Source organism: Nocardioides pini (assembly GCF_026712185.1).
Taxonomy (GTDB): Bacteria; Actinomycetota; Actinomycetes; order Propionibacteriales; family Nocardioidaceae; genus Nocardioides; species Nocardioides pini.
In genome coordinates, this window is the sequence record NZ_JAPPUX010000002.1 from 330,559 (window position 1) to 356,090 (window position 25,532).

A 25,532-nucleotide genomic window follows, 5' to 3' on the forward strand; every position below is an offset into this window, starting at 1 on the left:
GGACTCGTACCGAGGGACGGGTGGTCGACCACACGATGCGCGCGACGCCCCGCCGGTTCGTCCGCCCCCGTGCCGCGGTCCTCCACTGGCCCCTCGCACGCTCCTGCAGCTCCACCGGGCGGGCGATGCGCTGCCCGAGCCGCGCCTTGACCTCGAAGTCCTGCCCACGCACCGGTTGGGAGGGCGAGATGCCGAGCGCGACACGACCCGCTGCGCGGTCGATCGGACTCGATGACGACGCGTGAGGGGGCGACGCCAGGATGCTGGCGATCACCACGACGACCATCGACAGTGCCGTGCGCTGCCCACGTCCCGCGATGCTCCACACTACGCCGAGTCTGTCATGTGGCGCTTGACGGCGCAGCAAGACGGTTCGGACGAGCGCAAATCAACTTTTGCTTGACCTGACACAAAAGTCCCGCCTAGCGTGATGCGGGTCACACGGCCGTCCTGCGCCGGTGGCTCTCCTCAAACTCGGTTGTGGAAGGCGCATCATGCCTGTGCGGTCTCGTCAGCTCCTCGTCTCGCTGCTCGCCCTGGTGACCGGCCTGGCCCTCGCCCTGGGGCTGACCGCCCCGGTGGCTGCGGCCACGCCCGATCCCTTGCCGGACAGGGCCACCCCCGGCGCCAGCCCGAGCCCCGGTTCGGAGAAGGCGCCCGCCGCGAAGGGAGACGCGGACGCCGGGGCGAACGTGGCCGCGGCCGACGACCCGCCGGACCTGTCGAAGTTCCAGAAGGTCGTCCTCGGCCAGGGCACGGGCCTCGGCGAGGTCATGGAGCTGACGGTCGCCCCTGACGGCCGGGTCTTCTTCATCACCCGCGCCGGTGACATCTCGATGTACGACCCCGCCGACGGCAGCATCGAGATCATCATGAACAACCCCAGCCTCGGGGTCTGGAGCGGCCTCGAGGACGGCGGGCTCGGCATCACGCTCGACCCCGACTTCGCCGACAACGGCTGGGTCTACGTCTACTACGCGCCGCTCCCGGCCTCCCACAACGCCAACCGGCTGTCCCGCCTCACCGTCGAGACCGACGGCGACGGGGAGACGTCCATCGACAAGGCCTCGGAGAAGGTCATCCTCGAGGTCGGCACCCAGCGCAACGTCTGCTGCCACTCCGCCGGCTCCGTGCAGTTCGGCGACGGCGGCGTCCTGCACCTCGCGACGGGTGACAACACCTCCTCGTCCGACAACGACGGCTACTCCCCGCACGACGAGCGACCGGGCCGCTCCGACTACGACGCGCAGAAGTCCTCGGCCAACACCAACGACCTGCGCGGCAAGATCCTGCGCGTCATCCCCCGCGACGACGACGCGGGCGACGTCGACCCGAAGGCCGGCGACGGCATCTCCTACGACATCCCCGAGGGCAACCTCTTCGGCGAGGGCGACGCGTACCCGTCTGCCCTCTACCCCGACGCGCCGGCCGACAAGACGCGCCCCGAGATCTACGTGATGGGCCTGCGCAACCCGTACCGGCTCGGCGTCGACGCCGACACCGACGCCCTCTACTGGGGCGAGGTCGGCCCCGACTCGCGCGTGAACAGCCCCAACCGCGGACCGCGCCACTTTGAGGAGTTCAACCGCACCGAGGTCGCGATGAACGGCGGCTGGCCCTACTGCGGCGGCGAGGTCGGCGACGACCTCACCAAGATGGACTTCGGCGGCGCCTACGTCGACTGGGACTTCGTGGCCAACCGCTACCGCACCAACCCCGATGGCTCCCCCAAGCGCTTCCCCTGCAACGACCCCCAGGAGATGGCGGACGTCAACGACTCCCCCAACAGCTCCGGGCTGCAGACCCTGCCGCCGATGACCGACGCGTGGATCCCCTACTCCGACGTCGCCCCCTACAAGTACCCCGCCGTCCAGGGCTCGACCCCGACCGGCGGTCAGGTCTACCGGCAGTCGCAGAACACCGCGGCCAAGGACACCGCCTTCCCGGCGCACTACGAGGGCTCCTACTTCATGTCGGAGATGAGCCGCGGCTGGATCAAGGAGGTGCGGATGGACGCCGAGGGCAACGTCGCCTCCGTCAACGACTTCATGGGCGGCTTCGTGGCGCCCGGCGACCTCGAGTTCGGTCCCGACGGCTCGATGTACGTCCTCGAGTACGGCACCGGCTTCTTCTCCGGCTCCCCGCAGACCAAGCTCGTCCGCATCGACTACGCGATCAACGGCTCGGCGCCAGTGGCCCGCGCAAGCGCCGACGTCACCGAGGGCCCGGCCCCGCTGGCCGTCCAGTTCAGCAGCGACGGCACGAGCGACCCGGACGGTGACGACGTCACCTACGCGTGGGACCTCGACGGGGACGGCCAGACCGACTCCACCGACGCCGACCCGTCGTACACCTACGACTCCGCCGGCGACTACACGGTGGTGCTGACCGTGACCGACTCGACCGGCAAGTCCGCGACCTCGCAGGTCGTGGTCAACGTCGGCAACACCGCCCCGACGGTGCAGATCGAGCTCCCGGTCGACGGCGGCTTCTACGCCTCCGGCGACGACATCCCGTTCGTCGTCGACGTTCAGGACGCCGAGGAGACCGTCGACTGCAGCGAGGTCGTCGTCCAGGAAGGCCTCGGCCACGACATCCACGTCCACCCGAACCTGTCGGTCAACGGCTGCGAGGGCACGATCCGCACCGCGGCCTCGGCCGACCACGGCCCGGACGCCAACACGTACGGCGTCCTCATCGCCACCTACCGCGACGGCGGGGCCAACGACGGCGCCAACGCTCCCCTGCAGGGCAGCGACACCGTCATCCTCCAGCCCAAGCTGCGCCAGGCCGAGCACGCGACCAACCGCCAGGGCGTGGGCTACACCGGCTACGACGACAAGTCCGGCACGCGCCCCGGTGGCGGCGGCCTGATCACCGGCATGGGCAACGGCGACTGGGTGATGTTCGACCCGATGAGCCTGGCCAACATGACGGACGTCTCGATCCGCTACTCCGGCGGTCCGCAGGCCGGCGCCACGATCCAGGTGCGCGCGGGTGCCGCCGACGGTCCGGTCGTCGCGACGGTGGCGCTCGACGGTGGCACGCAGGGCCAGTACTTCTACAAGACGGTCACCGCCGCGATCACCGCCCGCGACGCCGACGCGGGGGGACGTCCGCTCTACTTCGTCTACTCCGGCAACGGGGAGATGAACTTCGACGAGTTCTCCGTCGACGGCAAGGGCGTCGCCGGCAACACCTCCCCGGTGATCACCTCGGCCACCGCGACCCCCGCCGACGGGCTCGCGCCCCTCGAGGTGGACTTCGCCGTGGAGGCCGAGGACCCGGACGGTGACGACATCACCTATGCGTGGGACTTCGGCGTCGAGGGCACCGACGACGACACCGCCGACACGGCGACCGCCTCGTGGACCTACCCCGAGCCCGGCACCTACACCGCGACCGTCACGGTCGAGGACTCGACCGGCAAGTCCACCAGCCAGGCCGTCGAGGTGACCGTCCGGCAGCCCTGCGCTACCGCGCCGACCCCCGACGAGGGTTTCGAGCTGCTCTTCGACGGCACCGACGTGTCCGCGTGGAAGCAGGCCGGGCCGGGCGGCTTCACGGTCGAGAACTGTGCCCTCACCAGCTCCGGCGGGCTCGGCCTCTTCTGGTACTCCGAGCGCACCTTCGACGACTACGTGGTCAGGCTGCAGTTCAAGCTGTCCGACGAGGGCGACAACTCCGGGGTGTTCACCCGCTTCCCGGACCCGGGCAACGACCCGTGGGTCGCGGTCGACAACGGCCACGAGATCCAGATCAAGGAGGGCCAGCCCAACGACGAGCCGCAGAAGACCGGATCGGTCTACAACTTCGACCGTGAGGACGACCGCAACGCCAAGCCGATCGGCGAGTGGAACGACTACGAGATCCGGGTGAGCGGCCAGACCTACACGATGACGCTCAACGGCAAGGTCGTGAACGAGTACACCTCGGACGGCTCCCGCGGCACCGGCGGCTACATCGGGCTGCAGAACCACGGCGACGCCGACGAGGTGAGCTTCCGCAACATCCAGGTCAAGGAGCTCGAGGTCGAGGAGCCGTTCGTCAACAAGCTCACGGCCGACCCGGTCCGTGGCGGCGCGCCGCTCACGGTGGACTTCACCGCCGAGGGCATCGACCGCCAGGACGACGCGATCACCTACGAGTGGGACTTCGGCGACGGCTCCGCCCCGGTGACCGGTGGCGCGGAGGTCTCGCACACCTACGCCGACGGGGGCACCTTCACCGCCGAGGTCACGCCCGTCGACGCCGACGGCAACCGCGGCCTGACGCGCACGACCGAGGAGATCACCGTCCTCGTCGACCCGGTCGCCACCGCGACCGCCACCCCGCGCTGCGGCGTGCTGCCGCTGGACGTCGACTTCGACGCCTCGGCGACCGACCCGCAGGACCAGTCCGTGACCTGGACGTGGGACTTCGGCGTCGACGGCACCGACGACGACACCTCCACCGAGAGGTCGCCGACCTGGACCTACACCGAGGCAGGCGAGTACACCGCGACGGTCACCGCGACCGACCCCGACGGCAACACCGGCACCAGCACGGTGCGCATCGAGGTGCTCGCCGACGGCGAGTGCCGCCCGGTGGCCGACCTGTCGGAGCTGTTCAACAACGACGGCATCTCCACCGACGCCAACCCCGGTGACGGCAACTTCGACGGTGGCGGCTGGACCTTCGCCGCCGAGCTCCTCCCCCAGGCCGTCCAGCAGAACGGTGGCCCGGTGCGCCTAAACGGCGTGGACTACGACTTCGGCAGCCCGGCCGACGGCCAGCTCAACAACGTCGAGTCCGACGGCCAGGTCATCACGCTGCCGACCGGCACCTACGACGAGCTGAGCATCCTCGCGACGGCCCACAACGGCGACGTGCAGAAGGAGGCGACGCTGGCCTACAACGACGGCACCACCGTCCAGGTCCCCCTGCGGTTCACCGACTGGGCCGTGACGCCGAAGTTCGGCGAGGAGATCGCGATCGACATGCCCTACCGCCACAACGGCGGCGGCAACACGTCGCCGCGGGTCATGATCTTCACCCAGCGGATCCCGCTGGACGCCGGCAAGCAGCCCGACACCCTGACGCTGCCGGCCGACCCCAAGCTGCACGTCTTCGGGGTCTCCGGGGTCCGGGGCGAGGAGCCCGCACCCCCGTGCGAGCAGCCCGAGCGCTCCGACGAGTTCGACGACGCCGAGCTGCTCGACAACTGCCACTGGACGGTGCGCCGCCCCGACGAGACGGCGTACGACGTCTCCGACGGCGCCCTGCACCTGACGGCGCGGCCCGGTGAGTACAACGACACCGCCAACATCATCACCCAGGACGCTCCCGACGGCGCCTGGACGGCGACGACCAAGGTCACCTGGGACCCGACCGAGGCCGGCCAGCAGGCCGGGCTCGTGGTCGCCGGCAGCGGTGGCTCCGGCTTCGCGAAGCTCACCTTCGTCGACAAGGGCAACGACAACGAGTGGATCGAGTTCCTCAAGTCGTCGAGCCCGAGCAACAACGACTTCGAGTTCAGCGGTGACTGGAACACCGGCGGCGGCAGCTTCGACGGGCCGTTCCTGCCCGGCGACTTCCCCACCACCTTCTGGCTGCGGTTCACCTCCGACGGCTCCCAGCTGCGCGGGTGGTACTCGACCGACGGCGAGCAGTTCACCGAGGTCGGTGACCCGCGCACCCTGGCCGGGATCACCAACCCGCGGGTGGGCGTGATGGCGCTGAAGGGCGGGGCCGGGGGCAACCCGGTCGCGGACTTCGACTTCTTCCGCTGGTCGGGCGTGGAGCAGGGCGAGGCCCCGACGGTGACCGCCGCGGCCGAGCCCACCACCGGCACCTCGCCGCTCGACGTCGAGTTCAGCGCCGAGGGCACGGACCCCGAGGGTGGCGCGCTCACCTACGCCTGGGACTTCGGCGTGGGCGGCACCCAGGACGACACCGCCGACACCGCCGACGCGAGCTGGACCTACACAGAGCCCGGCACCTACACGGCGACGGTGACGGTCACCGACCCCGAGGGCCAGACCGGCGAGGACACGGTCGAGGTCGTGGTGGAGGAGCCCGCCGAGGGACGCACCTGGGTCGTCGACGCCGTCGACTCGGCGACCGACAACCAGTGGGTCTCCGAGGACAACGGCACCTCGACCGTCACCATCGAGGTCGGTGACACCGTCGAGTGGCAGTTCGACGAGGCCACCATGGGCCACGACCTGACGTCCCTCAGCACCGGCACCGCCTGGGACCCGCCCCTGCAGGAGTACCGCGACCCCGGTGGCGCACCGGTGCGCTACACCTTCACCGAGCCCGGCACCTACGAGTACTGGTGCAGCATCCACGGCGCCACCATGCGCGGCACCGTGGTGGTGGAGGAGCCCGGTGCGGACAACCAGCCGCCGACCGCGAACCCGCTCGTCGACCCGCGCGTGGGCGCAGCGCCGCTCTACGTCCACTTCGAGGCCCGCGCCAGCGACCCCGACGGTGACACGCTCACCTACCTGTGGGACTTCGGCCAGGGCGACGGGCCCTCGGACGTGTCGACCTCGTCGCACGCCCACGTGACGTACGCCGAGCCCGGCCGGTACACCGCGACCCTGACCGTCAGCGACGGCAAGGGCGGGACCTACGAGGACGAGTTCGAGATCGCCGTCACCGGCGAGGCGCCGCGGGTCTCCATCGAGGCGACGCCCACCAGTGGATCCGCTCCCCTGCCGGTCGCGTTCGACATCAGTGCGATCGACGACCAGGGAGGCCCGCTGACCTACGCGTGGGACTTCGGGGACGGGACGACGTACACGGGTCCGAAGCCCCCGCTGAACCACGTCTACACGGCCTCGGGCAGCTACACAGCGACCCTGACCGTGACCGATCCCGACGGCAACAAGGGCAGCGACAGCGTCGAGATCAGCGTGGACGCGCTGCCCGAGATCGACGCGACGGCCACCCCGGACACCGGTGACGCTCCGCTGGAGGTGGACTTCTCCACGGTGGTCACGACCGAGGGCGAGCTCAGCGCCTTCGCCGACGGCACGGCCACCTACCCGGACCTCACGGGCACCGCGTCGATGGTCCGCTCGCGCGACACGACCGTGACCACGCTCGACGTCACCGGCCTCAAGCCGAACGCCGCGCACATGGTCCACGTCCACGAGCAGTCGTGCGCCAACGGCAACGGCGGGGCGCACTTCCGCTTCGACACCGACCAGCCGTTCTCCGAGGCCAACGAGATCTGGCTGCCGTTCACCAGCAAGGCGGACGGCGCCAGCGGCGAGGTGGTCGTCACCAGCGACCAGCGCGCCGGCTCCAAGGCGGTGGCCCTTGTGATCCACGACCCGGACAACCCGGCCAAGCGGATCGGGTGCGTCGACCTCGACCCGAGCACCGACGGGCTCACCTACGCCTGGGACTTCGGTGACGGCGAGCAGGCCGAGGGAGCCGACCCGACCCACACCTACACCGAGCCCGGCACCTACGAGGCCACGGTCACGGTGAGCAGGGAGGGCGGCACCGACGAGGTCACCGACACCGTGCAGGTCGTGGTCGGCGGCGACGACCCGACCGACCCGACCGACCCGGTCGCGTCGACGGTCACCGCCAGGGCCACGCCCGCCGAGGTCACCGTGGGCGACACCACCAAGGTGGCGGTCGAGGTCACGGCCGACGGCACCACGCCGAGCGGGCAGGTCACCCTGAGCGGTGGCGGGAAGTCCTACGGACCCGCCGCGCTCGAGGGGGGCACCGCCACCTTCACGGCCGGCCCGTTCACCGAGCCGGGGACGGTCGAGCTCACCGCGTCGTACGCCGGCAGCGACGAGGTCGCCGCCGGGGAGGGCACGGTGACCGTCACGGTCAAGGCCAAGCCGGCTCCGGGTGACACCACCGCCCCCGAGACCACCATCACCGACGGCCCCCAGGGCCAGGGACGAGGTCCGGCAGCGACGTTCACCTTCACCTCCTCCGAGCCCGGCAGCACCTTCGAGTGCAGCCTGGACGGCGGGGCGTGGGCCGCGTGCGGCTCCCCGGCTACGTTCACCAGGCTCGGGCAGGGCGAGCACGAGCTGCGGGTGCGGGCCACCGACAAGGCGGGCAGCACCGACGCCAGCCCGGCGGCCCGGACCTGGACGGTCGACCGGGGCAAGCCCACGGTCAAGGTCCTGGGTCGCCAGGCGACCAAGGACCGGACGCCCACGGTGCGCGCCCGCCTCCAGGACCGGTACGACAACCTCCGGGCGCGCGACGTGAAGGTGCTTTTCGGCGGCCGGAAGGCGGCCTCGGTGCGGGTGACCCGCAAGGGCCTGCTGGTCGCGACGTCGAGGACGCTCGCGCCCGGGCGGCACCGCGTGGTGCTCGTCGTCCGTGACGAGGCAGGCAACAAGCGTGTCGTCCGCTGGTGGCTCACCGTGCGCCGCTGATGGCCGGTCCGTCCGCGCCTGCGCCCGCCGGTGTCCCCGGCGGGCGCGGGCGAGGACGGACCTCAGGCAGCCCAGACGGGCCCGACCTGGTCGACCAGGTCGCGGGACTGGCGCAGGCCGGCCTCGGCCGCGACCGCGCGCTTCGCCGGGTCGAGGAGGTTGCGACCGAACGCGGCCAGCGCGTCGGTGTCCGGCGTGACGACCGACCACGCGCGCGGGGCGACCCGCTCGAGCTGCGCGCGGATGGACACCTTCTTGCTCACCGAGCGCGGGAGCGGCGCGAGGACGACGACCCGCTCGGCGCCCTCGGCCACGTCGACGTTGGCCGTGGACCGCATCCCGCCGTCCATGAAGGTGCGGCCGTCGATCTCGACGGGAGGCCACACCGTGGGCACCGCACAGCTGGCCGCGACCGCCGCGACCAGGTCGACGCCGGAGTCGGGCCCGAAGACGGTGAACTCGCCGCTGGTGGCGTCGACGGCGGTGATGCGCAGGTCACGGTCGGGCCAGTGGTGCACCGGGAGCCGGGCGCGGATGACGCCCTCGCGGTCGACGCTGCCGGGCGCGTGCGCAGCATGCGCGACCCGGCCGACCCGGGCGAGCTTGTCGCGACCGCTCCCGGGCAGCACGTACGGCGGCACGAGCTTGAGCGCGGCGATGCGTGACAGCCGGCCGCCGAGCTCGGCGTCGGCGGGCTCGAGCTGGGCGGCATAGAGCTCCTCGAGCGGTACGCCGTTGGTCACCTGAGCGCCGACGACCGACCCGGCCGAGGTGCCGACGACGATGTCGGCCCCGGTCAGGTCGACGCCTGCCCGTGCGAGGCCGGTGAGGACCCCGAGCTCCCACGCGATGCCCGTGATGCCCCCGCCGCCGAGGACCAGTGCCGACGTGCCGTGTCCGGTCATGGGCCCCTTTGTAGCGGACCGGACCTGACGGTGCGCGCCGCGGGAGGACGACGACGGCCCGCCGGGTCTCCCCGGCGGGCCATCGTGGTGCTGCTGGATGCTACGTGGCGATCAGCGGATCAGTTCGAGCCGCCGGTCAGCTTCTCGCGGAGCGCCTGCAGCGCCTCGTCGGAAGCCAGCGAGCCGCCGGTGTCGCCACCGGTCTCGGCCGCCTCGTCGCCACCGGAGGAGTAGGACGTGGCCTCGCCGGCCTCGACCTCGGCCTGCTTGGCCTCCTCCTGCTGCTTGACGTGCGCCTCCCAGCGGGCGTGCGCCTTGGCGTACTGGTCCTCCCAGATCGCACGCTGCTCGTCGAAGCCCTCGAGCCACTCGCCCGTCTCGGGGTCGAAGCCCTCGGGGTAGACGTAGTTGCCCTGCTCGTCGTAGGTGGCGGTCATGCCGTAGAGCGTCGGGTCGAACTCCTCCACGTCGGCGGCGGCCGCGGTCTCGTTGGCCTGCTTGAGCGACAGCGAGATCCGGCGACGCTCGAGGTCGATGTCGATGATCTTGACCATGACGTCGTCGTTGACCTGGACGACCTGCTCGGGGATCTCGACGTGACGCTCGGCGAGCTCGGAGATGTGCACCAGGCCCTCGATGCCCTCCTCGACGCGGACGAACGAGCCGAAGGGCACCAGCTTGGTGACCTTGCCCGGCACGATCTGGCCGATCTGGTGGGTGCGGGCGAAGTGCTGCCACGGGTCCTCCTGCGTCGCCTTCAGCGACAGGGAGACACGCTCGCGGTCCATGTCCACGTCGAGGACCTCGACGGTGACCTCGTCGCCGACGGCGACGACCTCGGACGGGTGGTCGATGTGCTTCCAGGACAGCTCGGAGACGTGGACGAGGCCGTCGACGCCGCCGAGGTCCACGAACGCACCGAAGTTGACGATCGAGGACACGACGCCCTTGCGGATCTGGCCCTTCTGGAGCTGGGTCAGGAAGCCGTGGCGGACCTCGGACTGGGTCTGCTCGAGCCAGGCGCGGCGCGACAGGACCACGTTGTTGCGGTTCTTGTCGAGCTCGATGATCTTCGCCTCGAGCGTCTGGCCGACGTAGGGCTGCAGGTCGCGCACGCGGCGCATCTCCACCAGCGAGGCGGGGAGGAAGCCGCGGAGGCCGATGTCGAGGATGAGGCCGCCCTTGACGACCTCGATGACGGTGCCCTCGACGACGCCGTCCTCCTCCTTGACCTGCTCGATGGTGCCCCAGGCACGCTCGTACTGAGCACGCTTCTTGGACAGGATCAGGCGACCTTCCTTGTCCTCCTTCTGGAGGACCAGGGCCTCGACCTTGTCGCCGACGGTGACGACCTCGTTGGGGTCGACGTCGTGCTTGATCGACAGCTCACGCGAGGGGATGACGCCCTCGGTCTTGTAGCCGATGTCGAGCAGGACCTCGTCGCGGTCCACCTTGACGATGGTGCCGTCGACGATGTCACCGTCGTTGAAGTACTTGATGGTCTCGTCGATGGCGGCGAGGAAGTCCTCTTCGGACCCGATGTCGTTGACGGCCACCTGGGGGGCGTCGTAGTCCGGAAGAGTGGAGAGCGTGCTCGTCATATGGAAGGAATTTCCTTGGATGGATGGAGTCGTGCGGACGCGTGCAGCTGCCTGTTTCACTGGCCCCCGACGGTGACTGATCACACGCGGTGACACGGCGAGCCCGGGTTCGCTCGGTATGGAAGCCGGGCAGACGACTGGCGCAACACCCAAGCGTACGCGCGCGCGCCGCCTCGCGTCCAACCGGGCTGCCACGCTCGGCCCACGCTCGGCCCACGCTCGGCCCACGCTCGGACCGACCCCGAGGGGCCGCTACGACGCGGGCGGCCCGGCGTGCAGCTCACCGGTCCGCGCGACGGACCGGAGCAGCCCCGCCGCGCGATCGGCGACGGGGTTGTCACCGGCCCGGGCGGCGAGGTCGACGAGTGCCCAGAGGTCAGCGGCTCGCGCCCCGTCGAGCAACGTGTCGAGCGCACCCCCGTGCCGCGTCGTCCAGGCCCCGAGGACGCCCGCCACGTAGGCCGGCTCCCGCTCGAACCTCAGCAGGTTGCCCAGGTCGGTCCACGGGTGCCCCGCGTGGGCGAACTCCCAGTCCAGGACGCCCGTGACCTCGAGGGTGATGGGGTCGACGAGCAGGTTCTTCGGGTTGAGGTCGCTGTGGACCAGGCAGGTCCGCCGCTCGGTGTCGAGCAGGTCCTGCGCGCGCCGGGCGACCTCCCCCAGCGCGGTGAGCTCGGGCTCGGGCCACCGCGCCAGGCGCGAGGCGACCCAGACGTCGAGGCCGCCGTCGGGGAAGTCGCCCACCGTCAGCTCCGCGTCCACGAAGGGTCCCGGGCGCAGCATCGGCATCCCCGCCAGGGCGGCGGCGACCGCCCCGGTGCTCGCCCCCAGTCGGATGAGGCCGTCGGTGTCCCCGGTCGCGGACAACCGCGCCACCACGAGGTCGCCGCGCTCCCCCGGCAGCCACGACGTCACCAACAGGCCCGGCCGGCCGGTCGCTGCGTCGGAGCGCCGCACCTCCAGGACGTCGGGGACGGGCAGGAGCCCGCGCACGAGCCGCAGCACCGCCTGGTCGACCTCGGGTGCCGTGGCACCGCGGGGGTCGTCGGGCGGGTAGAGGCGGACGACGGCACGCTCCCCGCCGACCTCGCCGACGAACGTGCGGCCCGAGTGGCCGCCGTCCAGCGGCCGCAGCACCGGTTCGAGGTCGCTCATCGGGCGTGATGCTGGCACGGGGAGCCGTCGATGTCACCCCGCGGACTACGCTCCCGGCGTGGAGGATCACCTGCCGCAGTCCGTGCGGGTCGAGCGGCGCCCCGTCTCCGAGCACGAGTCCCGCAGTGCCAACGGTCCCGACTGGGACCGCTACGCCGACGAGTACCAGGCCACCCACGGAGCATTCCTCGGTGACGCCGGCTTCGTCTGGGGGCCCGAGGGCCACACCGAGGACGAGCTCGGCGTCCTCGGCGACGTGGCCGGTCTCGACGTCCTCGAGGTGGGCAGCGGCGCCGGCCAGTGCTCGCGCTGGGTGCGCACCCGCGGCGGGCGCGGGTTCGGCCTGGACCTCTCCCACCGGCAGCTCCAGCACTCGTTGCGCCTCGACGAGGAGACGGGCGTGGCCGTGCCGTCCGTCCGGGGCACCGCGACCGCCCTCCCCTTCAGGGCCCGGAGCTTCGACGTCGTCTTCTGCTCCTTCGGGGCCCTGCAGTTCGTGAGCGACATCGACGTCGCGGTGGGCGAGGTCGCGCGCGTGCTGCGCCCGGGGGGTCGCTTCGCGTTCTCCGTCACGCACCCGACGCGCTGGATGTTCCCCGACGACCCGGGCGAGGCCGGCCTCACCGCGACTCAGTCCTACTGGGACCGCACCCCCTACGTGGAGGTCGACGACGAGAGCGGCGTGGTCTCCTACGTCGAGCACCACCGCACGGTGGGCGACTGGGTCCGCCTCCTGGCGGCCGCGGACTTCAGGCTCGTGGACCTCGTCGAGCCCGAGTGGCCCGAGCAGCACGACCGGGTCTGGGGCGGCTGGTCACGCACTCGCGGGCTGCTGACGCCCGGCACCGCGATCTTCGCGGCGCACCTCGGGACCCGTTGACCCGTCGCCCCGACGGCGCCGCGCCATGCCGGCGACCAACGATGCCGGGTTGAGGTGTGCCCACCAGCGCCGCCTGGCCGGCACCGCTGCGACGAGCCGCCGGCGGAGGTCCTGGCAGGCGTTCCAGAAGTCATCCGACCGGTCGTCGGGAGGACCCGGCGCGAAGACCGCAGCGTCCGCCCGACGGGCGAGGTCGAGCCCGCTGCCGATGGCGCGTGCCTGAGCCACCCGGCTCCAACCCTCGGCAACGGGCGTGCCGCGGTCGCGGGCCGCGTCGAGCACCTCCTGCCAGCCGTTCACGTAGAGCCGCGACCACGAGGACGTACGTCGCCGGCGCGCCCGGCGCAGCAGCTTGACCAGGGGGACGAGCAACAAGGCCACGAGGGCCGCCGCCACCAGCACGACCACGCAAGCGAGGGCCAGCTGCCAGGCGGGACGCCCCGAGACCGGGGACCCGTCCGCGTTCGTCGAACCGCTCGGAGGGCGGATCTCGTCGTCCTCGCCCTTGGACGCCTGGGCGAGCTGGTCGTTGACGAAGTCGCCCGGATCCGACGACGTCGGCGACGCACCCTGGTCGACCGGCGAGCCCAGGAAGCGCTCGGGATCGAGCGGCCGCCACGTGCCGTCGGCGAACTGCAGCTCGACCCAGGTCAGGACGTCGCCGTGGTCGACCACCCCGCGGCGCCCCACGTCGGCTCCGGTCACCACGCGCGCCGGAACGCCCAGCCGGGACGCGCCCAGCGCCATCAGGGCGCTGTACTGGAACGGGGTGCCGGTGACCCGGCGGGACCCGAGCATCTGGCGGCCGAGGTCGTCGGGGGTCTGGGCGACGTCGACCTCATAGCGCACCAGGCCGTTGGTCCTCAGGTAGCGCGCGAGCAGCAGGACCCTCTCGAGCGGCAGCAGCTCGTCACGGGCGAAGGGTCGGAGGTAGTCGTCCAGGAAGGCACCGGCCGGCTGCGTCTGGTCCTCGGAGGGCTCGCGGGTGGCGTCCCTCCTCGTGAAGCCGCCGACCGGCACCACCGACTCGAAGCTGTAGGCGTCGCGAGCGTCCACGCCACCGAGGACCACGGCGCTGGCGGTCGCCTGGTTGTAGCGGACGTCGGCGACATCGGTACGTCCGGGGTTCCAGTCGAGGTCGATGCTCGTGAGCTCTCCCAGCATCGGAAGCCAGTCGCTGTCGTAGCCCGGCCTCATCCTGACCCGCACCACGACCGTACGGCCCGGGTGCAGCGGCGCGACGTCGCTGCCGATGCGCTTGAAGGTGCCGTACCCCTCCGAACCGGGCGACTCCTCGGCAGGCACCCAGCCTTCGGGGGTGTAGAGGTCGAGCGTCGCGAAGCGCAGCCGCAGCCCGTCGGGCACGCCCCTCGCCCTGAACAGGACGTCGGCGCCCTCGGGCTCGGGTGGCAGCACTGATGACGCCGCTCCGGAGGCGAGGGGGCTCTCCTCGCGGCCGCGGAGCAGCACGCGGTCGGACTGGTCGGTGTCGGGGACGAGCAGCGCCACGATGCCGGAGACGAGCGCCACCGTCACGACCGTCGTCAGCGGGGCCGCCAGCGACGCATGGACCCTGCCGGGGGCGGCGCCCTCCCGACGTCGAGCCCGGACGGCGCTCCAGGCGACCAGCAGGATCCCGATGAAGACACCTCGCGGCACCAGGAGGGTCGGCACCAGGACCCCGAGTGGGATGGTCGCGGCCAGCGCGACCACGAGGGGCACGACCGGTGCCAGCGCCCGCGTCGTCCCCAGCGCCAGCCACGCTGCGGGAAGCGTGGCGAAGAACCCGATGAGGAACGGGACGAGCGCCACCACGCCTGTCGGGTCCACTGGCGGCACCGTGCTGACCAGCGTCGTGGGTGCGTTCACCGCGTCGGCGTGCAGCCTGCTCATGGTGGCGAACGTCGGCAGCAGGTAGGGGCCCGGTTCGCGCAACGCCACCAGCGCGCCGAGGGGGGAGAACAGCACGACGGCGGCCAAGGTGTACCACCACCCGCCCTCGCGCACCCGGCTCGCGACGAGTGCCAGGACCAGGAGGACTGCCACAGGCACCATGCCACTGACCAGGTAGCGCCGGTCGGCGAAGGTGTCGTCCAGGATGGACAGCACGGCGAGCATCGCCACGAGGATCACGGCGACGTCGACGGTCGCCCCGCGTGCTCGGCTCATCGCATGCCCCGCGCCATCAGGTCGCGCAGCGCCGTGAGATCGGGCACGGACAGCTCCCGCAAGGTTCCGTGGTCGCGCACCTGGGCCTCATGTGCGCTGTCGGCGCGGACGACGAGCCACTCGCCGCCGCGGCCGAACCGGTCGGCGACGGACTCGAGCTGCACCAGCTCGCGCCCCGCACCGGTCACCTGGACCACCAACCCCGTGCCTCCCACGACGTCCGCCGCGTCGGCCGCGTGGGCCAGGTAGTCACCGTCACGCTCGGCGAGGCCGAACCGGCACGCGGCGTCGCTCATCGCGAGGGTCTCGCGGCTGTGCGCGAGGTGGGGGCCGCAGCGCAGGTAGGTGTCGAAGTCGTCGCGCACCGCGCGCAGCGCGATCGAGGTCGCCGTCGACACGGCGAGCTCGAAGTCGGCAGGTCGCGGGTAGGACGAGCGTGCGTCGTCGAGGAGGACGGTGACGTGTCCGCGCCGGGACTCGTGGAACTGCCGCACCAACAGCTCGCCGGCCTTGGCCGACGACCGCCAGTGCACGTGCCGCAGGTCGTCTCCGGGAACGTACTCGCGCAGTGCGTGGAACGCCAGGTCGCTCATCGACAGCTGCTGGCTGGTGGCGCCGTCCAGGTCGTTGGTCAGCCCACCTGCGAACACGGCGAGGTCGATGACGGCAGGCGAGACGAACAGGGTGACCGGCTCGCCCGACTCCGACCTGCGTGAGACCACCCCGACCGGATCCGTCTTCTCGTACGTCACCGGCCCGACGACGTGGACGCCACGCGGAAGGTCGGGCAGGGACACGGCCCGATCGACGTGCCGGACGAAGGGGCCGAGTGACGGCAGCCGGAGGACCACGGTCTCCGGACCAGCCGGCACGAGCACCTTCGGGAACAACATCGGTGCCGCACCGGCCTGCACCTCGAGGGACACGACAGGGGCCGGCGCGCCGACCTCGATGCGCTGCCGGCGCAGCGTGAGACGACAGGCCGGTGCGCCCGGGAGCAGCTGCCAGAGCAGCCCGACCGACAGCAACCCGACCATCAGCACGGCGAGCTGGGTGAACTCCTGCCAGTGCAGCCACGACCCGAGCACCGCTGCCAGCAACCCGGTGGCGACGAGTCCTCGTCCCAGGGGGGTGAGCATGCCCAAGGGGCCGAGCAAGCGTCTTCCTCGGGCGTTCACGCGCGATCGCGAGGAACCGGCACCTGCTCGAGCAGGCTGTCGACGACCTCGGCGGACGTCGTGCCGCCGAAGGCCGCCCCCGAGGCCATCAGCAGCCGGTGGTCCAGCACGGGGTGGGCGAGCGTCGCGACGTCCTCGGGCACGACGTGGCCACGACCCTCCGCCACCGCCCAGGCCTTCGCGGCGCGGATCCAGGCCAGGCACCCACGGGTCGACAGACCGATGCGCACGTCGGGGACCTCGCGCGACGCCTCGGCGAGGCGTCGTACGTAGCCGATCACCGCGCGGTCGACATGGACCATGTCGGCGAGCTGGCCCATCTGCTCGATCTCAGGACCCTTGACGACCGGCAGCAACCCGGCCGCACGGTCGCGCACCCGGGACTCCGCCAGCAGCAGCTCGGTGGACTCGGCGTCGGGGTGCCCGAGGCTCGTACGCATCAGGAAGCGGTCGAGCTGCGCCTCCGGCAGCTGGTAGGTGCCTGCCTGCTCGATGGGGTTCTGCGTGGCGATCACCATGAAGGGTCGTCCGACGTCGTGGGTCACGCCGTCGACCGTGACGTGGCCCTCCTCCATGACCTCCAGGAGCGCCGACTGCGTCTTGGGCGAGGCGCGGTTGATCTCGTCGGCCAGCACGAGGCTGTGGAAGATCGGACCACGGTGGAACGAGAACTCGGCGCGGGCCTGGTCGTAGACGGTGACCCCGGTGACGTCCGACGGCAGCAGGTCCGGCGTGAACTGGATGCGCGCGAACGAGCAGTCCAGCGACTTCGCGAGCGCCCGCGCAAGCATCGTCTTGCCGGTGCCGGGCAGGTCCTCGAGGAGGAGGTGCCCGCCGGACACCAGGCAGGTCAGGGCGAGACGGACCACGTGCCGCTTGCCGAGCACCGCCGACTCGACGTTGCCGGCCACGCGGTCGAACGCGTCGGCGTACCACTGGACGTCGCTGGGGTGAACGGTCGGGTTGTCAGTCATCCCGGTACGGACCTGTGTCGCTCGTCGGAGGACTCTCAGGCGGCCTGGGAGTCGCGACCACGACCCGCGAACAGGAGGAACGCGCCGACCAACAGGCAGATGACGCCGCCGATGATGCCCACGAGGGGCACCGTCTTGGTCAGCAGGGTCAGGGAGCTGCCGTTGTCCTTCGCGTCCTCGACGTTCTTCGCGACCTGGTCGTCGGTGAAGGCCAGCTCCATGTCGAGCAGCGTCGAGCCGTCGGTGAGCTCGCGGACCTCGTGCTGGGTCTGGTTGACGATCGAGCCGGTGACGGGGTCGATCCAGATGTACTTGTCCTGTGAGTAGATGCCGTCCACGTCGGTGATGACCTCGGCCGGCTGCTCGTCGACCACGACGTGGTAGCGGTAGGTCTCGAGACCGTCGATGGTCTCCGTGCCGTCGTACTCGGCGTCCACCGCCTCACCCAGGAGTCCGTCCCAGTACAAGTAGGTCTTCTTCTCCGCGTCGAAGGGCCACTTGTTGACCAGGCCCTCCTTCTCCTCGGCGCTCGGCGGGACGTAGGCGGCCTCGTTGACTGCGGTGGCATCGCGACGGTCGGTGGCGAACACGTCCGTCGACGCGGTGACCAGTCGCTTCTGGGGGTCGTCCGCCGGCACGCAGTCGGGAACGGTCCCGCTGCCGTCGTCGATCACCAGGCAGAGGGTGTTCTCGAAGACGATCACGTCGTCGTCGGAGTACTCCGTGTCCGCCTTGGTGATGCTGGTCGCCTGGATGTCGATGTTCTCGACCTCGCCCGTGCCGGGGTTCAGCTTGTCGGCGTTGCCCGACAGCTTGGTGACGCTGTCGGTGTCGAGCGGCGTCCGCTTGACCTGCCCGGGAGCCCAGAAGGCGGCCATGAGGCCGATGACGACCAAGAAGGTCCCGAGTGCCAGCAGCACCCAGCCAATGATCTTGCGCACGACGGATATCCCTCCCAGGAACGACGGGGTCGCCGAAGGCTACCAGCAAGTAGACAAGGTGTCTGTCATATCGCGACCGCAGTTGCAGAGCTCCTCCAGAGCATTCCGGGACCCGGCTCGCAGCGCCCTCCTATGGGATAGTGCAGCCGTGACGACGCAGCGCGAGCCCCTCCGTCGCGCGGTCACGGCGGGGGCCGTGCCGGATCGGGTGAGTCCGCCTGCTGCCGGTGGCGCGGAGGATCCGCTGGGCGCCGGCAGCGGGCGCCGAGCCGACCCGCTGCTCCTCGGCACGTGCATCGCCCTCGTGCTGGCCCACACGGCGTTCCGTGCCTGGGCGGTGCTCGGGGCGTGGTTCCAGGAGGACGACTTCGAGCTCCTGCGTGTCAGCCTCGAGAGGCCCCTAGACCTCGACTACCTGATGACCCCGCACAGCGGGCACCTGATGCCGTTGGGACGACTGCTCATCGACCTGTCCGTCGCGGGCGGCCTCTTCAACTGGCCGGCGACGGCCGCCGTCACCATCGCCTTCCAGGCCGCGGTCGCGCTCGCGTGCCTCTGGATGCTGCGCACGCTGTTCGGCATGCGTTGGGGCATCGTCGCCCCGCTGGCGGTGTTCCTCTTCTCCCCCATCTCCATGCCCGCAACCGTGTGGTGGGCCGCGGCCCTCAACCAGCTCGGCCAACAGATCGGCCTGATGTGCGCGATCACCTGCTGGGTGATGTTCGAGCGCACCGGACGACGCACGTGGCTTGCGCTGGTCCTCGCGAGCGTGGCCCTCGCGCTCGCGGCGGACATCCGCGGACTCGCCATCCCACCCGTCCTCGCGGCCATCTCCTACGGCTGGTTCGAGACGGGCGGTCCGGTGCACCGGCTGAGGTCGATGCTCCGTCGGCTCTGGTGGGCCGGCGCAGTGGCGGCGGTGATCGGCGTGGGCACCATCGCCTACTACGCGGCCTACGTCCCGCTGGAGACGATGGACCGCGACTGGGGCCTGCTCGGGCCGCTGGCCAGCAGCATGATCGGCACCGCGTTCACCACCGGGATCCTCGGCGGGCCGTGGGCCTGGATGTCCCCTCAGGCTCCCGCTGCCTTCGCCGACCCTCCGGTGTGGCTGGCGCACCTGTCCTGGGTGGTGGTGGCCGCCGTCGTGGGCCACGCCTTCCTCGTCCGTCGTCGTACGCTGCGGGCCTGGGCCCTGCTCGCGGGGTACCTGGTCCTGCTGCTCGTCCTCCTGTGGTCGAGCCGCGCCCCCTACGTGGGCCCGATCGCTGGCGCGGAGTACCGCTACCTGACCGACGCCGCCGCGATGACCGCACTGGCCCTCGGACTCGCGTACCTCCCCCTCGCCGGCGCGCCCGGCTCGAGCGAGCCGCGCGAGGCCCCGATGTTCACCCCCCGACTGCCGGTGGTCATCCCCCTGGCACTGGCACTCGTCGTCTCGGTGTCCGGCGTGTGGTCGTCGATCGGGTACGCCCGCATCTGGCACGAGTTCGTCGCACCCCGCGACTACGTCCGGACCCTGAGCGCGGCCCTGGACGAGACCGGACCAGTCGCGCTGGCGGACACCGGTCTCCCGCCCGACGTCGTCGCCCCGATCATCTGGTCGGAGGACCGCCTGCCCCGCCTGGTCTCGATGCTGTCGCCGGAGTCGCGCTTCCTCGAGGCCGGGCACGAGCTGGCCGTCGTCGACGGCGACGGTGGCCTGGACGCGGCCGACCTCCACGTCGAGCGCACCACCCTGCCCGGCGGCGTCGCGGACTGCGGATGGCAGATCGACAACGGGTCCTCACGGCTTCCCCTCGACGGACCGGTGATCGAGGGGGACTGGTGGCTGCGCGTCAACTACCTCGCGGAGGAGGCGAGCCCGATGACGGTGATCGTCGGGAGTGAGGGCGAGTCGGTCGACACGGCGCTCCGTCCCGGGCTCAACCAGCTCTACGTCCGGGTCGGTGCGGCCTTCGACTCCGTCCTCCTCCTGGGTATCGACCCGTCGATCACGGTCTGCGTCGACAAGGTCGAGGTGGGCCGCCTCGTCTCGGGAGCTCCCCTGACATGAGCATCCACGACACCGACTCCGCACAGCAGGTCGACCACCTGCTCCACGACCCAAGCCGGGGCGCGACCCCGGTGTTCCCGGTGCTCGACCCGCTCCGCGCCGTGGGAGCCCTGGCGGTCGTGCTGACACACGTGACCTTCTGGACCGGCGACTACCTCCGCTACGGCATGGTCGGCAGGATGCTTCCCCGCCTCGACGTCGGCGTTGCCATCTTCTTCGTGCTGTCCGGGTTCCTGCTCACCCACCAGGTGCTGGCGGGGGCGGTGCGCGGTCGTCCCCACGACAGCACCCGGCGCTACTACTGGAAGCGGTTCCTGCGGATCTACCCGCCCTACGTGATCGGCGTGGTGCCGGCCATGCTGTTCGTCGGCGCCAACGCAGGAGCGGGCCCCGCCGACTGGCTCAAGGTCCTGACCATGACCGACATCTACTTCAGCGACACCTTGCGCCCCGGCCAGACCCAGATGTGGAGCTTGGCGACGGAAGTGTCGTTCTACGTGGTGCTCCCCCTTCTCCTGCTGCTGGCCGGGACGAGCCGTGGACGGCGCCCCACGACCCGTCGGGTCGCGTTGCTGGCATCGGGCCTGGTCGTCCTCAACGTCGTCTGGACGTTGTTCCTGCTCGAGCCGGTGCGGGACGCGGGTGCCGCGCTGGCCGCACAGTGGCTACCCGGCTACCTCATGTGGTTCACCGCCGGCATCGCGCTGGCATGGGCCCACGTGCTGACCACCCGGCCCGGCGGCGCGCCAGGCCTCGGCTGGCTCGTCGCGCTGGCCCGCCAGCCGGGCGTGTGCTGGGCGCTGGCGCTGAGCCTGCTCGTCGTCGCCGCCACGCCGATCAGCGGCCCGATGCTCTTCGACACCCCGACCCCGGCAGAGGCGCTGACCCGTCAGGTCCTCTACGCCGTCATCGGTGGGCTGCTGGTCCTCACCGGGGTCTTCCCCGACCCGGCCTCCGGCTACGCGCGCGTCATGTCGAAGCGGTTGCCACGTCGACTGGGGCACATCTCCTACGGAGTCTTCTGTCTCCACCTGATCGTGCTGCACTTCGTCTACTGGGCGACCCCCTACACGATGTTCGAGGGCAACGACCTGCTTCCGGTCCTCGCGCTCACGCTGGTGATCACGCTCCCGCTGGCCGAGCTGCTCTACCGGTTCGTGGAGGTCCCCGTGATGCGCCTGCGCAACGTCGGCTCGCCCACGGCGAGAAAGAGCCCCCCGAGCGTGACCACGCTCAGGAGCTGAGGCCACGCGCTCGCTCCCGCCCAGTCCTGGCCCCACGGCCGGACGAGGTAGAAGAACGACGCGATGACCACCATGCTCGCCAGGGCCACGTCACGCACGTCTGCGAGTCGACGGGCGGAGAGCAGCCTCCACGCCACCCATGTCGCCACGAGCACCGCGACTCCCGCCCAGCCGGCGAGCAGACCGGTCACGGCGAACGCCCCCACGGACCAGGTCCACGGGTGGATGCTCGCAGCGCCCACCGCCGGCGGGTCGTCCCCGGGCGGGCGACGCCACCAGAACAGCACGAGTGCCAGCAGGAGCAAGCCCGTGCCCAGCCCGATCGCGAGTCCCCACCGGTAAGCGGTCTCGGGCGCGTACGTCTCGACCACCGCTCCGGTGCCACCCTCGTCGAGCAACCAGCCCTGCTGCCAGCCGTCGACGCGCACGGGAGTCAGCCCGACGCCGTCGCGGTCCGCGGTCCAGCCGCGGTTGCCGTTCTCGCGGAACGCGAGGACGGCCGAGCCGTCGGGGGCCACCGCCGTACGGGAGTCGGCGTCGTGGTCGGACCAGCGCACGGGCGTGGAGGTGCCGGGCGCGAAGGCAGAGTCGCGCAGGACGAGGCGGGTCGCGCTGAATACGTCGCTGCTCTCGACGTCGACACGGTTGTCACCCGCAGCGAGTCGGACGACGCCCGAGCCGCACAACCTCGCCTGCACCTCTTCCCCGTCGAAGATGCGGGAGGAGGAGGTGGTGACGGCCGTCCGGAACACCTGTCCGTTGATCGTCACGTCCGGACCGCTCCCACAGGGGAGGTCACGCGAGGCCTGGGGCGGGGCCAGGGTCTCGAAGGGCGCTCCCTCGATGCGCAGCTCGCCGATCGCAGCGGCGAGCGGCGTCACCAGCTGGTCGAAGCCGACGCTGCTGGTGAAGTCGGTCTGCAGCACCTCGACGTCGAGGAAGTCGGTCCGCACCGGGGGGAACTCCGCGCGTCCTTGCTCGTCGAGGTCGACCTCCCGGGATCCGCCGCGGTAGGTCAGCAGGAGCCTCGTCGGCATCCGACCCGCGGTGTCGGGGTCCAGGCTCACCGACACGCCGCTGACCGGCGCGCGGCCGACCCAGCGGGTGCGCAGGGTCGGACGGAAGTCGCCGGTGGACGCCATCCACGCGGTGCCGGGACGTCCGTCCAGTGCGGCGAGGGCCGACGCGCGCACGTCGGGAACTGCTTGGCTCGACGACGTGACGCTGACCGGCAGGTCCTCCAGGAGCGCTTCCTCCACAGCTGAGCCAGGCCGGGGACGTACCCACACCTCGGGCTCGTAGACCGCCGACCCCGACAGCTCGAGCGCCCGGCTGAAGCCGGTGTCCTCCTCTCCCCCGACGTCGCGTCCCGGGAGGCACCGCACGTCACCGTCGACCTCGACGCAGCCGCTGCGGCCGTCCCGGGCGGCGGTCATCAGGATCACGTCGGGCGTGCCCCAGACCGCGGGCGTCGACGGCATCCGCAACAGCTTGTCGACGGAGACGCCCGGCACCTCGACCTCCGCGATCGCAGCAGGTACGTCATCGGCCTGACCCACCGTCTCCACCCGGATCCACGAGGTCGGCCCCTCGGGGACCTCGACGATCGCCGACTCCGCGGGCCCCAGGTCGACGGGGTCCGTGGCGCCGTTGTCGGTCACCACGCGCACCGTCTGGAAGGAGGCTGCGCTGACGCCGCCGACGAGCCGTACGCTCGTCACGGGCCGCGGCTCCTCGAGGGTGAGGGTCCAGGTCGGTCGCTCCGCTGCAGTGGGGTTCGAGGCCCACTGGGTCGACTCGTCACCGTCGATGGCGGCGTAGGCGGACTCCGCCGGTCGCGCACCTCCCGCACCGTTGGCATCGCCCATCGAGCTCGATGCGACCAGCGAGCGGGCGCCCACCAGCTCCGATCGGGTGCGCCACCGGTCGTCGTCGGCGTTGAGGTAGAAGTCCTTCGTCGGGTGGTCGCTGTGCCGCGGCTCGTCCGGGAGTGTCGTCGCCGAGTAGCCGTCGTGCAGCTGGCCGAAGAAGCGTTCGCGGTCGCGGTAGCCGTCGGTCAGGACGAGCGGCCCGTCGGGGGCGACCTCGGGATCGGCGTCGGACGCGAGGACCGTCGGTTGCTCGTCGAGGACCCCCGCGTCGGCCAGGTCCAGCAGCGACTCGGGTCCTCCGACGACGAGCGGCAGCTCGTCGGCCGCCACGGCGCCAGGACCACCGTCCACCACCTCGTAGATCTCGATCGCCTGGTAGTCGGTCTGCCAGCCGCCGTTGATGACGTTGCGGTCGCCGTCCTCCTCGAAGTGGGCCGGTGAGCCGAGGTTGGGACCGAACCCCTTGGTGCGACGCAGTCCCGGCGAGCCGTCGAGCGCCTGGTGGAGCAGGACCGTGTCGGGGATGTCGGGCGCCTTGATGACGTCGTTGCGCACGACGAGGTACTCGACGCCCGCCCGCGCGAGGAACGGGGCGAGTCCGCGGGAGGGGCGGCCCTGCGTCAACCGTTCCTCGATCGCGTCGAGGGCTCGGATGTTGCCCGGTGGCACGAAGGGGATGTTGGACCGCACACCGAAGCGGCCCTCCTCGACGAGGAACTCGAGCGGTTCGTCGTTGGTGGAGCCCCACACGAACTGGGCGACGCCGATGCCGGGGGACATCAGCGCGGCGCCTTCCTCGTCCCGGGCGTCGAGCCAGGCACCCGCCTCGATCCAGTAGCCCGGCACCTCGGCGACGAGGTCCGAGGGAGCCATCCGCCCCAGGATGCCTGGCAGGGCCCCGCCGATGATCGCGACGACCGTCAGCCCCGCCACCGATCGGTAGGCCGCGGGTGAGTCTCCCGCGGCTGCGCGGGCCGGCACCCCTGCCGCGCGCCCGCCGGGCGGCACGGCGACGGCTGGGCTGGTCGAGCGCTGCGACGCCAGCGCGTCGAGCAGCAGGGCGATCCCGAGCACCAGGGGCAGCCGGATGACCGGGTCGAACTTGTGGACGTTGCGCGCCGCGGCCAGCACCCCGTCCAGCGCGGAGTGGAGCTGGGGAGCGAACCAGCCCTGCACCTCGCCCAGGTGACCCATCCCCACCATGAGCAGCCCGACGGCGAGGGTCAGCACCAGGAACAAGCGGTGCGGGTTGCGCCGGTGCATCAGCCCGAGCAGGCCCAGCATGAGGACCATGCCGCTGTTCAGCACGAGGTAGCCGTCCGTCACCAGGTCGTTGCCAGCGCGCCAGCGGGTGTCGAGGTAGGGAAGCCAGTGCGACGTGCCGCGCAGCGAGTCGAAGAGGGTGGTGGGCGTGGTCGTGAGGCTCGCGGACTCGATGAAGTCGAGGAACGGGGGGCTGTAGGTGCCGAGCAGGAACAGCGGGGCCAGCCACCAGAGGGTCCCCAGCGCCGTGAAGACGGGCCACCAGAGCATGAGCCTGCGCTTGCGTACGCCTCGGCTCCTCGTCAGCAGCCAGATGGCCGCGACCGGGATGGCAGCGAAGCTCGCGGTGGCGTTGACGCCACCGATCATCGCCACGGCGAGTGCCGACAGGGCAGCCGCCCGTCTCGGCGACCCCCGCGTGGCACCGACCACCAGCGGCAGGAGCACCCAAGGCGCCAGCGCACCCGGCCACGACTCGATCGAGATCGTCCCGACCGTCGTCAGCATGCGCGGCGACATCGCGTAGGCGAAGCCGGCCAGCAGGCACCCTAGGTGGGAGCGCACTCCCAGTGCCCGGGCAACGTACGCCACCCCCGTGAAGCCCACGACCAGCACCAAGGCCATGAAGAGCCGCTGCACCGCCCACTCCGGCAGCCCGGCGGCCTGCCCGACCCCGAAGAACGGCCCCATCGGCCAGAGGTAGCCGTACGCCTGGTTCTGCAGCTGCCCGATCGCCCCGTTCGAGTCCCACAGGTGCAGACCTCGCTGCATGTAGTGCCAGGGGTCCACCACCAGGTCGAACTTGGTGTCGAAGGACAGGAAGCCCGGCGCCTGCGAGAACGCCAGCGCGAGCAGCGCGATCGAGCCGGCGAACACCCGAAGTCGGAACC

General features: G+C 71.3%; 12 protein-coding genes. 4 read left to right on the plus strand and 8 right to left on the minus strand.

What is annotated here, in order from left to right:
* The first annotated feature begins 494 nt into the window (after positions 1 to 494).
* Positions 495 to 8,405, plus strand: coding sequence for a PKD domain-containing protein (locus NYO98_RS07800; RefSeq protein WP_268111010.1), 7,911 nt, complete (start codon positions 495 to 497; stop codon positions 8,403 to 8,405).
* 62 nt (positions 8,406 to 8,467) lie between these two features.
* Here NYO98_RS07800 and NYO98_RS07805 read toward each other — a convergent pair whose 3' ends face one another.
* From NYO98_RS07805 to NYO98_RS07815, 3 genes are all read right to left on the minus strand, one after another.
* Positions 8,468 to 9,310, minus strand: a complete 843-nt coding sequence (locus tag NYO98_RS07805; RefSeq protein WP_268111011.1) for a patatin-like phospholipase family protein — start codon at positions 9,308 to 9,310, stop codon at positions 8,468 to 8,470.
* A 119-nt stretch (positions 9,311 to 9,429) separates the two neighbouring features.
* On the minus strand, positions 9,430 to 10,911 hold the full coding sequence (gene rpsA / locus NYO98_RS07810; RefSeq protein WP_268111012.1) for a 30S ribosomal protein S1: 1,482 nt from the start codon (positions 10,909 to 10,911) through the stop codon (positions 9,430 to 9,432).
* Positions 10,912 to 11,163: 252 nt separating this feature from the next.
* The gene (locus tag NYO98_RS07815) at positions 11,164 to 12,066 is read right to left on the minus strand and encodes a phosphotransferase family protein (RefSeq protein ID WP_268111013.1); all 903 of its coding nucleotides are present in this window, start codon (positions 12,064 to 12,066) and stop codon (positions 11,164 to 11,166) included.
* A 58-nt stretch (positions 12,067 to 12,124) separates the two neighbouring features.
* Between NYO98_RS07815 and NYO98_RS07820 the strand changes: the two genes are divergently transcribed.
* Entirely contained in the window at positions 12,125 to 12,946 is an 822-nt protein-coding gene (locus tag NYO98_RS07820; RefSeq protein ID WP_268111014.1) for a class I SAM-dependent methyltransferase, read from the plus strand.
* Here NYO98_RS07820 and NYO98_RS07825 read toward each other — a convergent pair.
* From NYO98_RS07825 to NYO98_RS07840, 4 genes are read right to left on the minus strand one after another with little or no spacing between them, the layout of a single operon-like run.
* Positions 12,881 to 15,115: a DUF3488 and transglutaminase-like domain-containing protein gene (locus NYO98_RS07825; protein WP_268111015.1), complete on the minus strand. Its 2,235-nt coding sequence runs from the start codon at positions 15,113 to 15,115 to the stop codon at positions 12,881 to 12,883. The two genes, NYO98_RS07820 and NYO98_RS07825, sit on opposite strands and share 66 nt — an antisense overlap.
* A complete protein-coding gene (locus tag NYO98_RS07830; RefSeq protein WP_268111017.1) occupies positions 15,112 to 16,272 on the minus strand; it encodes a DUF58 domain-containing protein in 1,161 nt (386 codons plus the stop codon). The genes NYO98_RS07825 and NYO98_RS07830 overlap by 4 nt, the downstream gene beginning before the upstream one ends.
* Before the next feature lie 17 nt (positions 16,273 to 16,289).
* Positions 16,290 to 17,267 carry an AAA family ATPase gene (locus NYO98_RS07835; RefSeq protein WP_268111019.1) on the minus strand — a complete coding sequence of 326 codons (978 nt, stop codon included), beginning with the start codon at positions 17,265 to 17,267 and terminating at the stop codon, positions 16,290 to 16,292.
* Between the two features lie 35 nt (positions 17,268 to 17,302).
* The gene (locus tag NYO98_RS07840; RefSeq protein ID WP_268111020.1) at positions 17,303 to 18,208 is read right to left on the minus strand and encodes a DUF3068 domain-containing protein; all 906 of its coding nucleotides are present in this window, start codon (positions 18,206 to 18,208) and stop codon (positions 17,303 to 17,305) included.
* Positions 18,209 to 18,356: 148 nt separating this feature from the next.
* On the opposite strand from NYO98_RS07840, the gene NYO98_RS07845 reads away from it, so the two are divergent.
* A complete protein-coding gene (locus tag NYO98_RS07845; protein ID WP_268111021.1) occupies positions 18,357 to 20,264 on the plus strand; it encodes a hypothetical protein in 1,908 nt (635 codons plus the stop codon).
* Positions 20,261 to 21,508, plus strand: coding sequence for an acyltransferase family protein (locus NYO98_RS07850; RefSeq protein ID WP_268111022.1), 1,248 nt, complete (start codon positions 20,261 to 20,263; stop codon positions 21,506 to 21,508). Before NYO98_RS07845 ends, NYO98_RS07850 begins: the two co-directional genes overlap by 4 nt.
* On the opposite strand, the gene NYO98_RS07855 is transcribed toward NYO98_RS07850, so the two are convergent.
* Complete coding sequence (locus NYO98_RS07855; protein ID WP_268111023.1) at positions 21,412 to 25,518, minus strand: alpha-(1->3)-arabinofuranosyltransferase domain-containing protein; 4,107 nt, start codon at positions 25,516 to 25,518, stop codon at positions 21,412 to 21,414. The genes NYO98_RS07850 and NYO98_RS07855 overlap by 97 nt on opposite strands.
* Positions 25,519 to 25,532 lie beyond the last annotated feature (14 nt).

Excerpts from the sequence above, each read along its gene's own strand:
- NYO98_RS07800 (WP_268111010.1), top strand. The coding sequence starts at position 495 with ATGCCTGTGCGGTCTCGTCAGCTCCTCGTCTCGCTGCTCGCCCTGGTG.
- NYO98_RS07805 (WP_268111011.1), bottom strand. The coding sequence starts at position 9,310 with ATGACCGGACACGGCACGTCGGCACTGGTCCTCGGCGGCGGGGGCATC.
- rpsA (WP_268111012.1), bottom strand. The coding sequence starts at position 10,911 with ATGACGAGCACGCTCTCCACTCTTCCGGACTACGACGCCCCCCAGGTG.
- NYO98_RS07815 (WP_268111013.1), bottom strand. The coding sequence starts at position 12,066 with ATGAGCGACCTCGAACCGGTGCTGCGGCCGCTGGACGGCGGCCACTCG.
- NYO98_RS07825 (WP_268111015.1), bottom strand. The coding sequence starts at position 15,115 with ATGAGCCGAGCACGCGGGGCGACCGTCGACGTCGCCGTGATCCTCGTG.
- NYO98_RS07835 (WP_268111019.1), bottom strand. The coding sequence starts at position 17,267 with ATGACTGACAACCCGACCGTTCACCCCAGCGACGTCCAGTGGTACGCC.
- NYO98_RS07850 (WP_268111022.1), top strand. The coding sequence starts at position 20,261 with ATGAGCATCCACGACACCGACTCCGCACAGCAGGTCGACCACCTGCTC.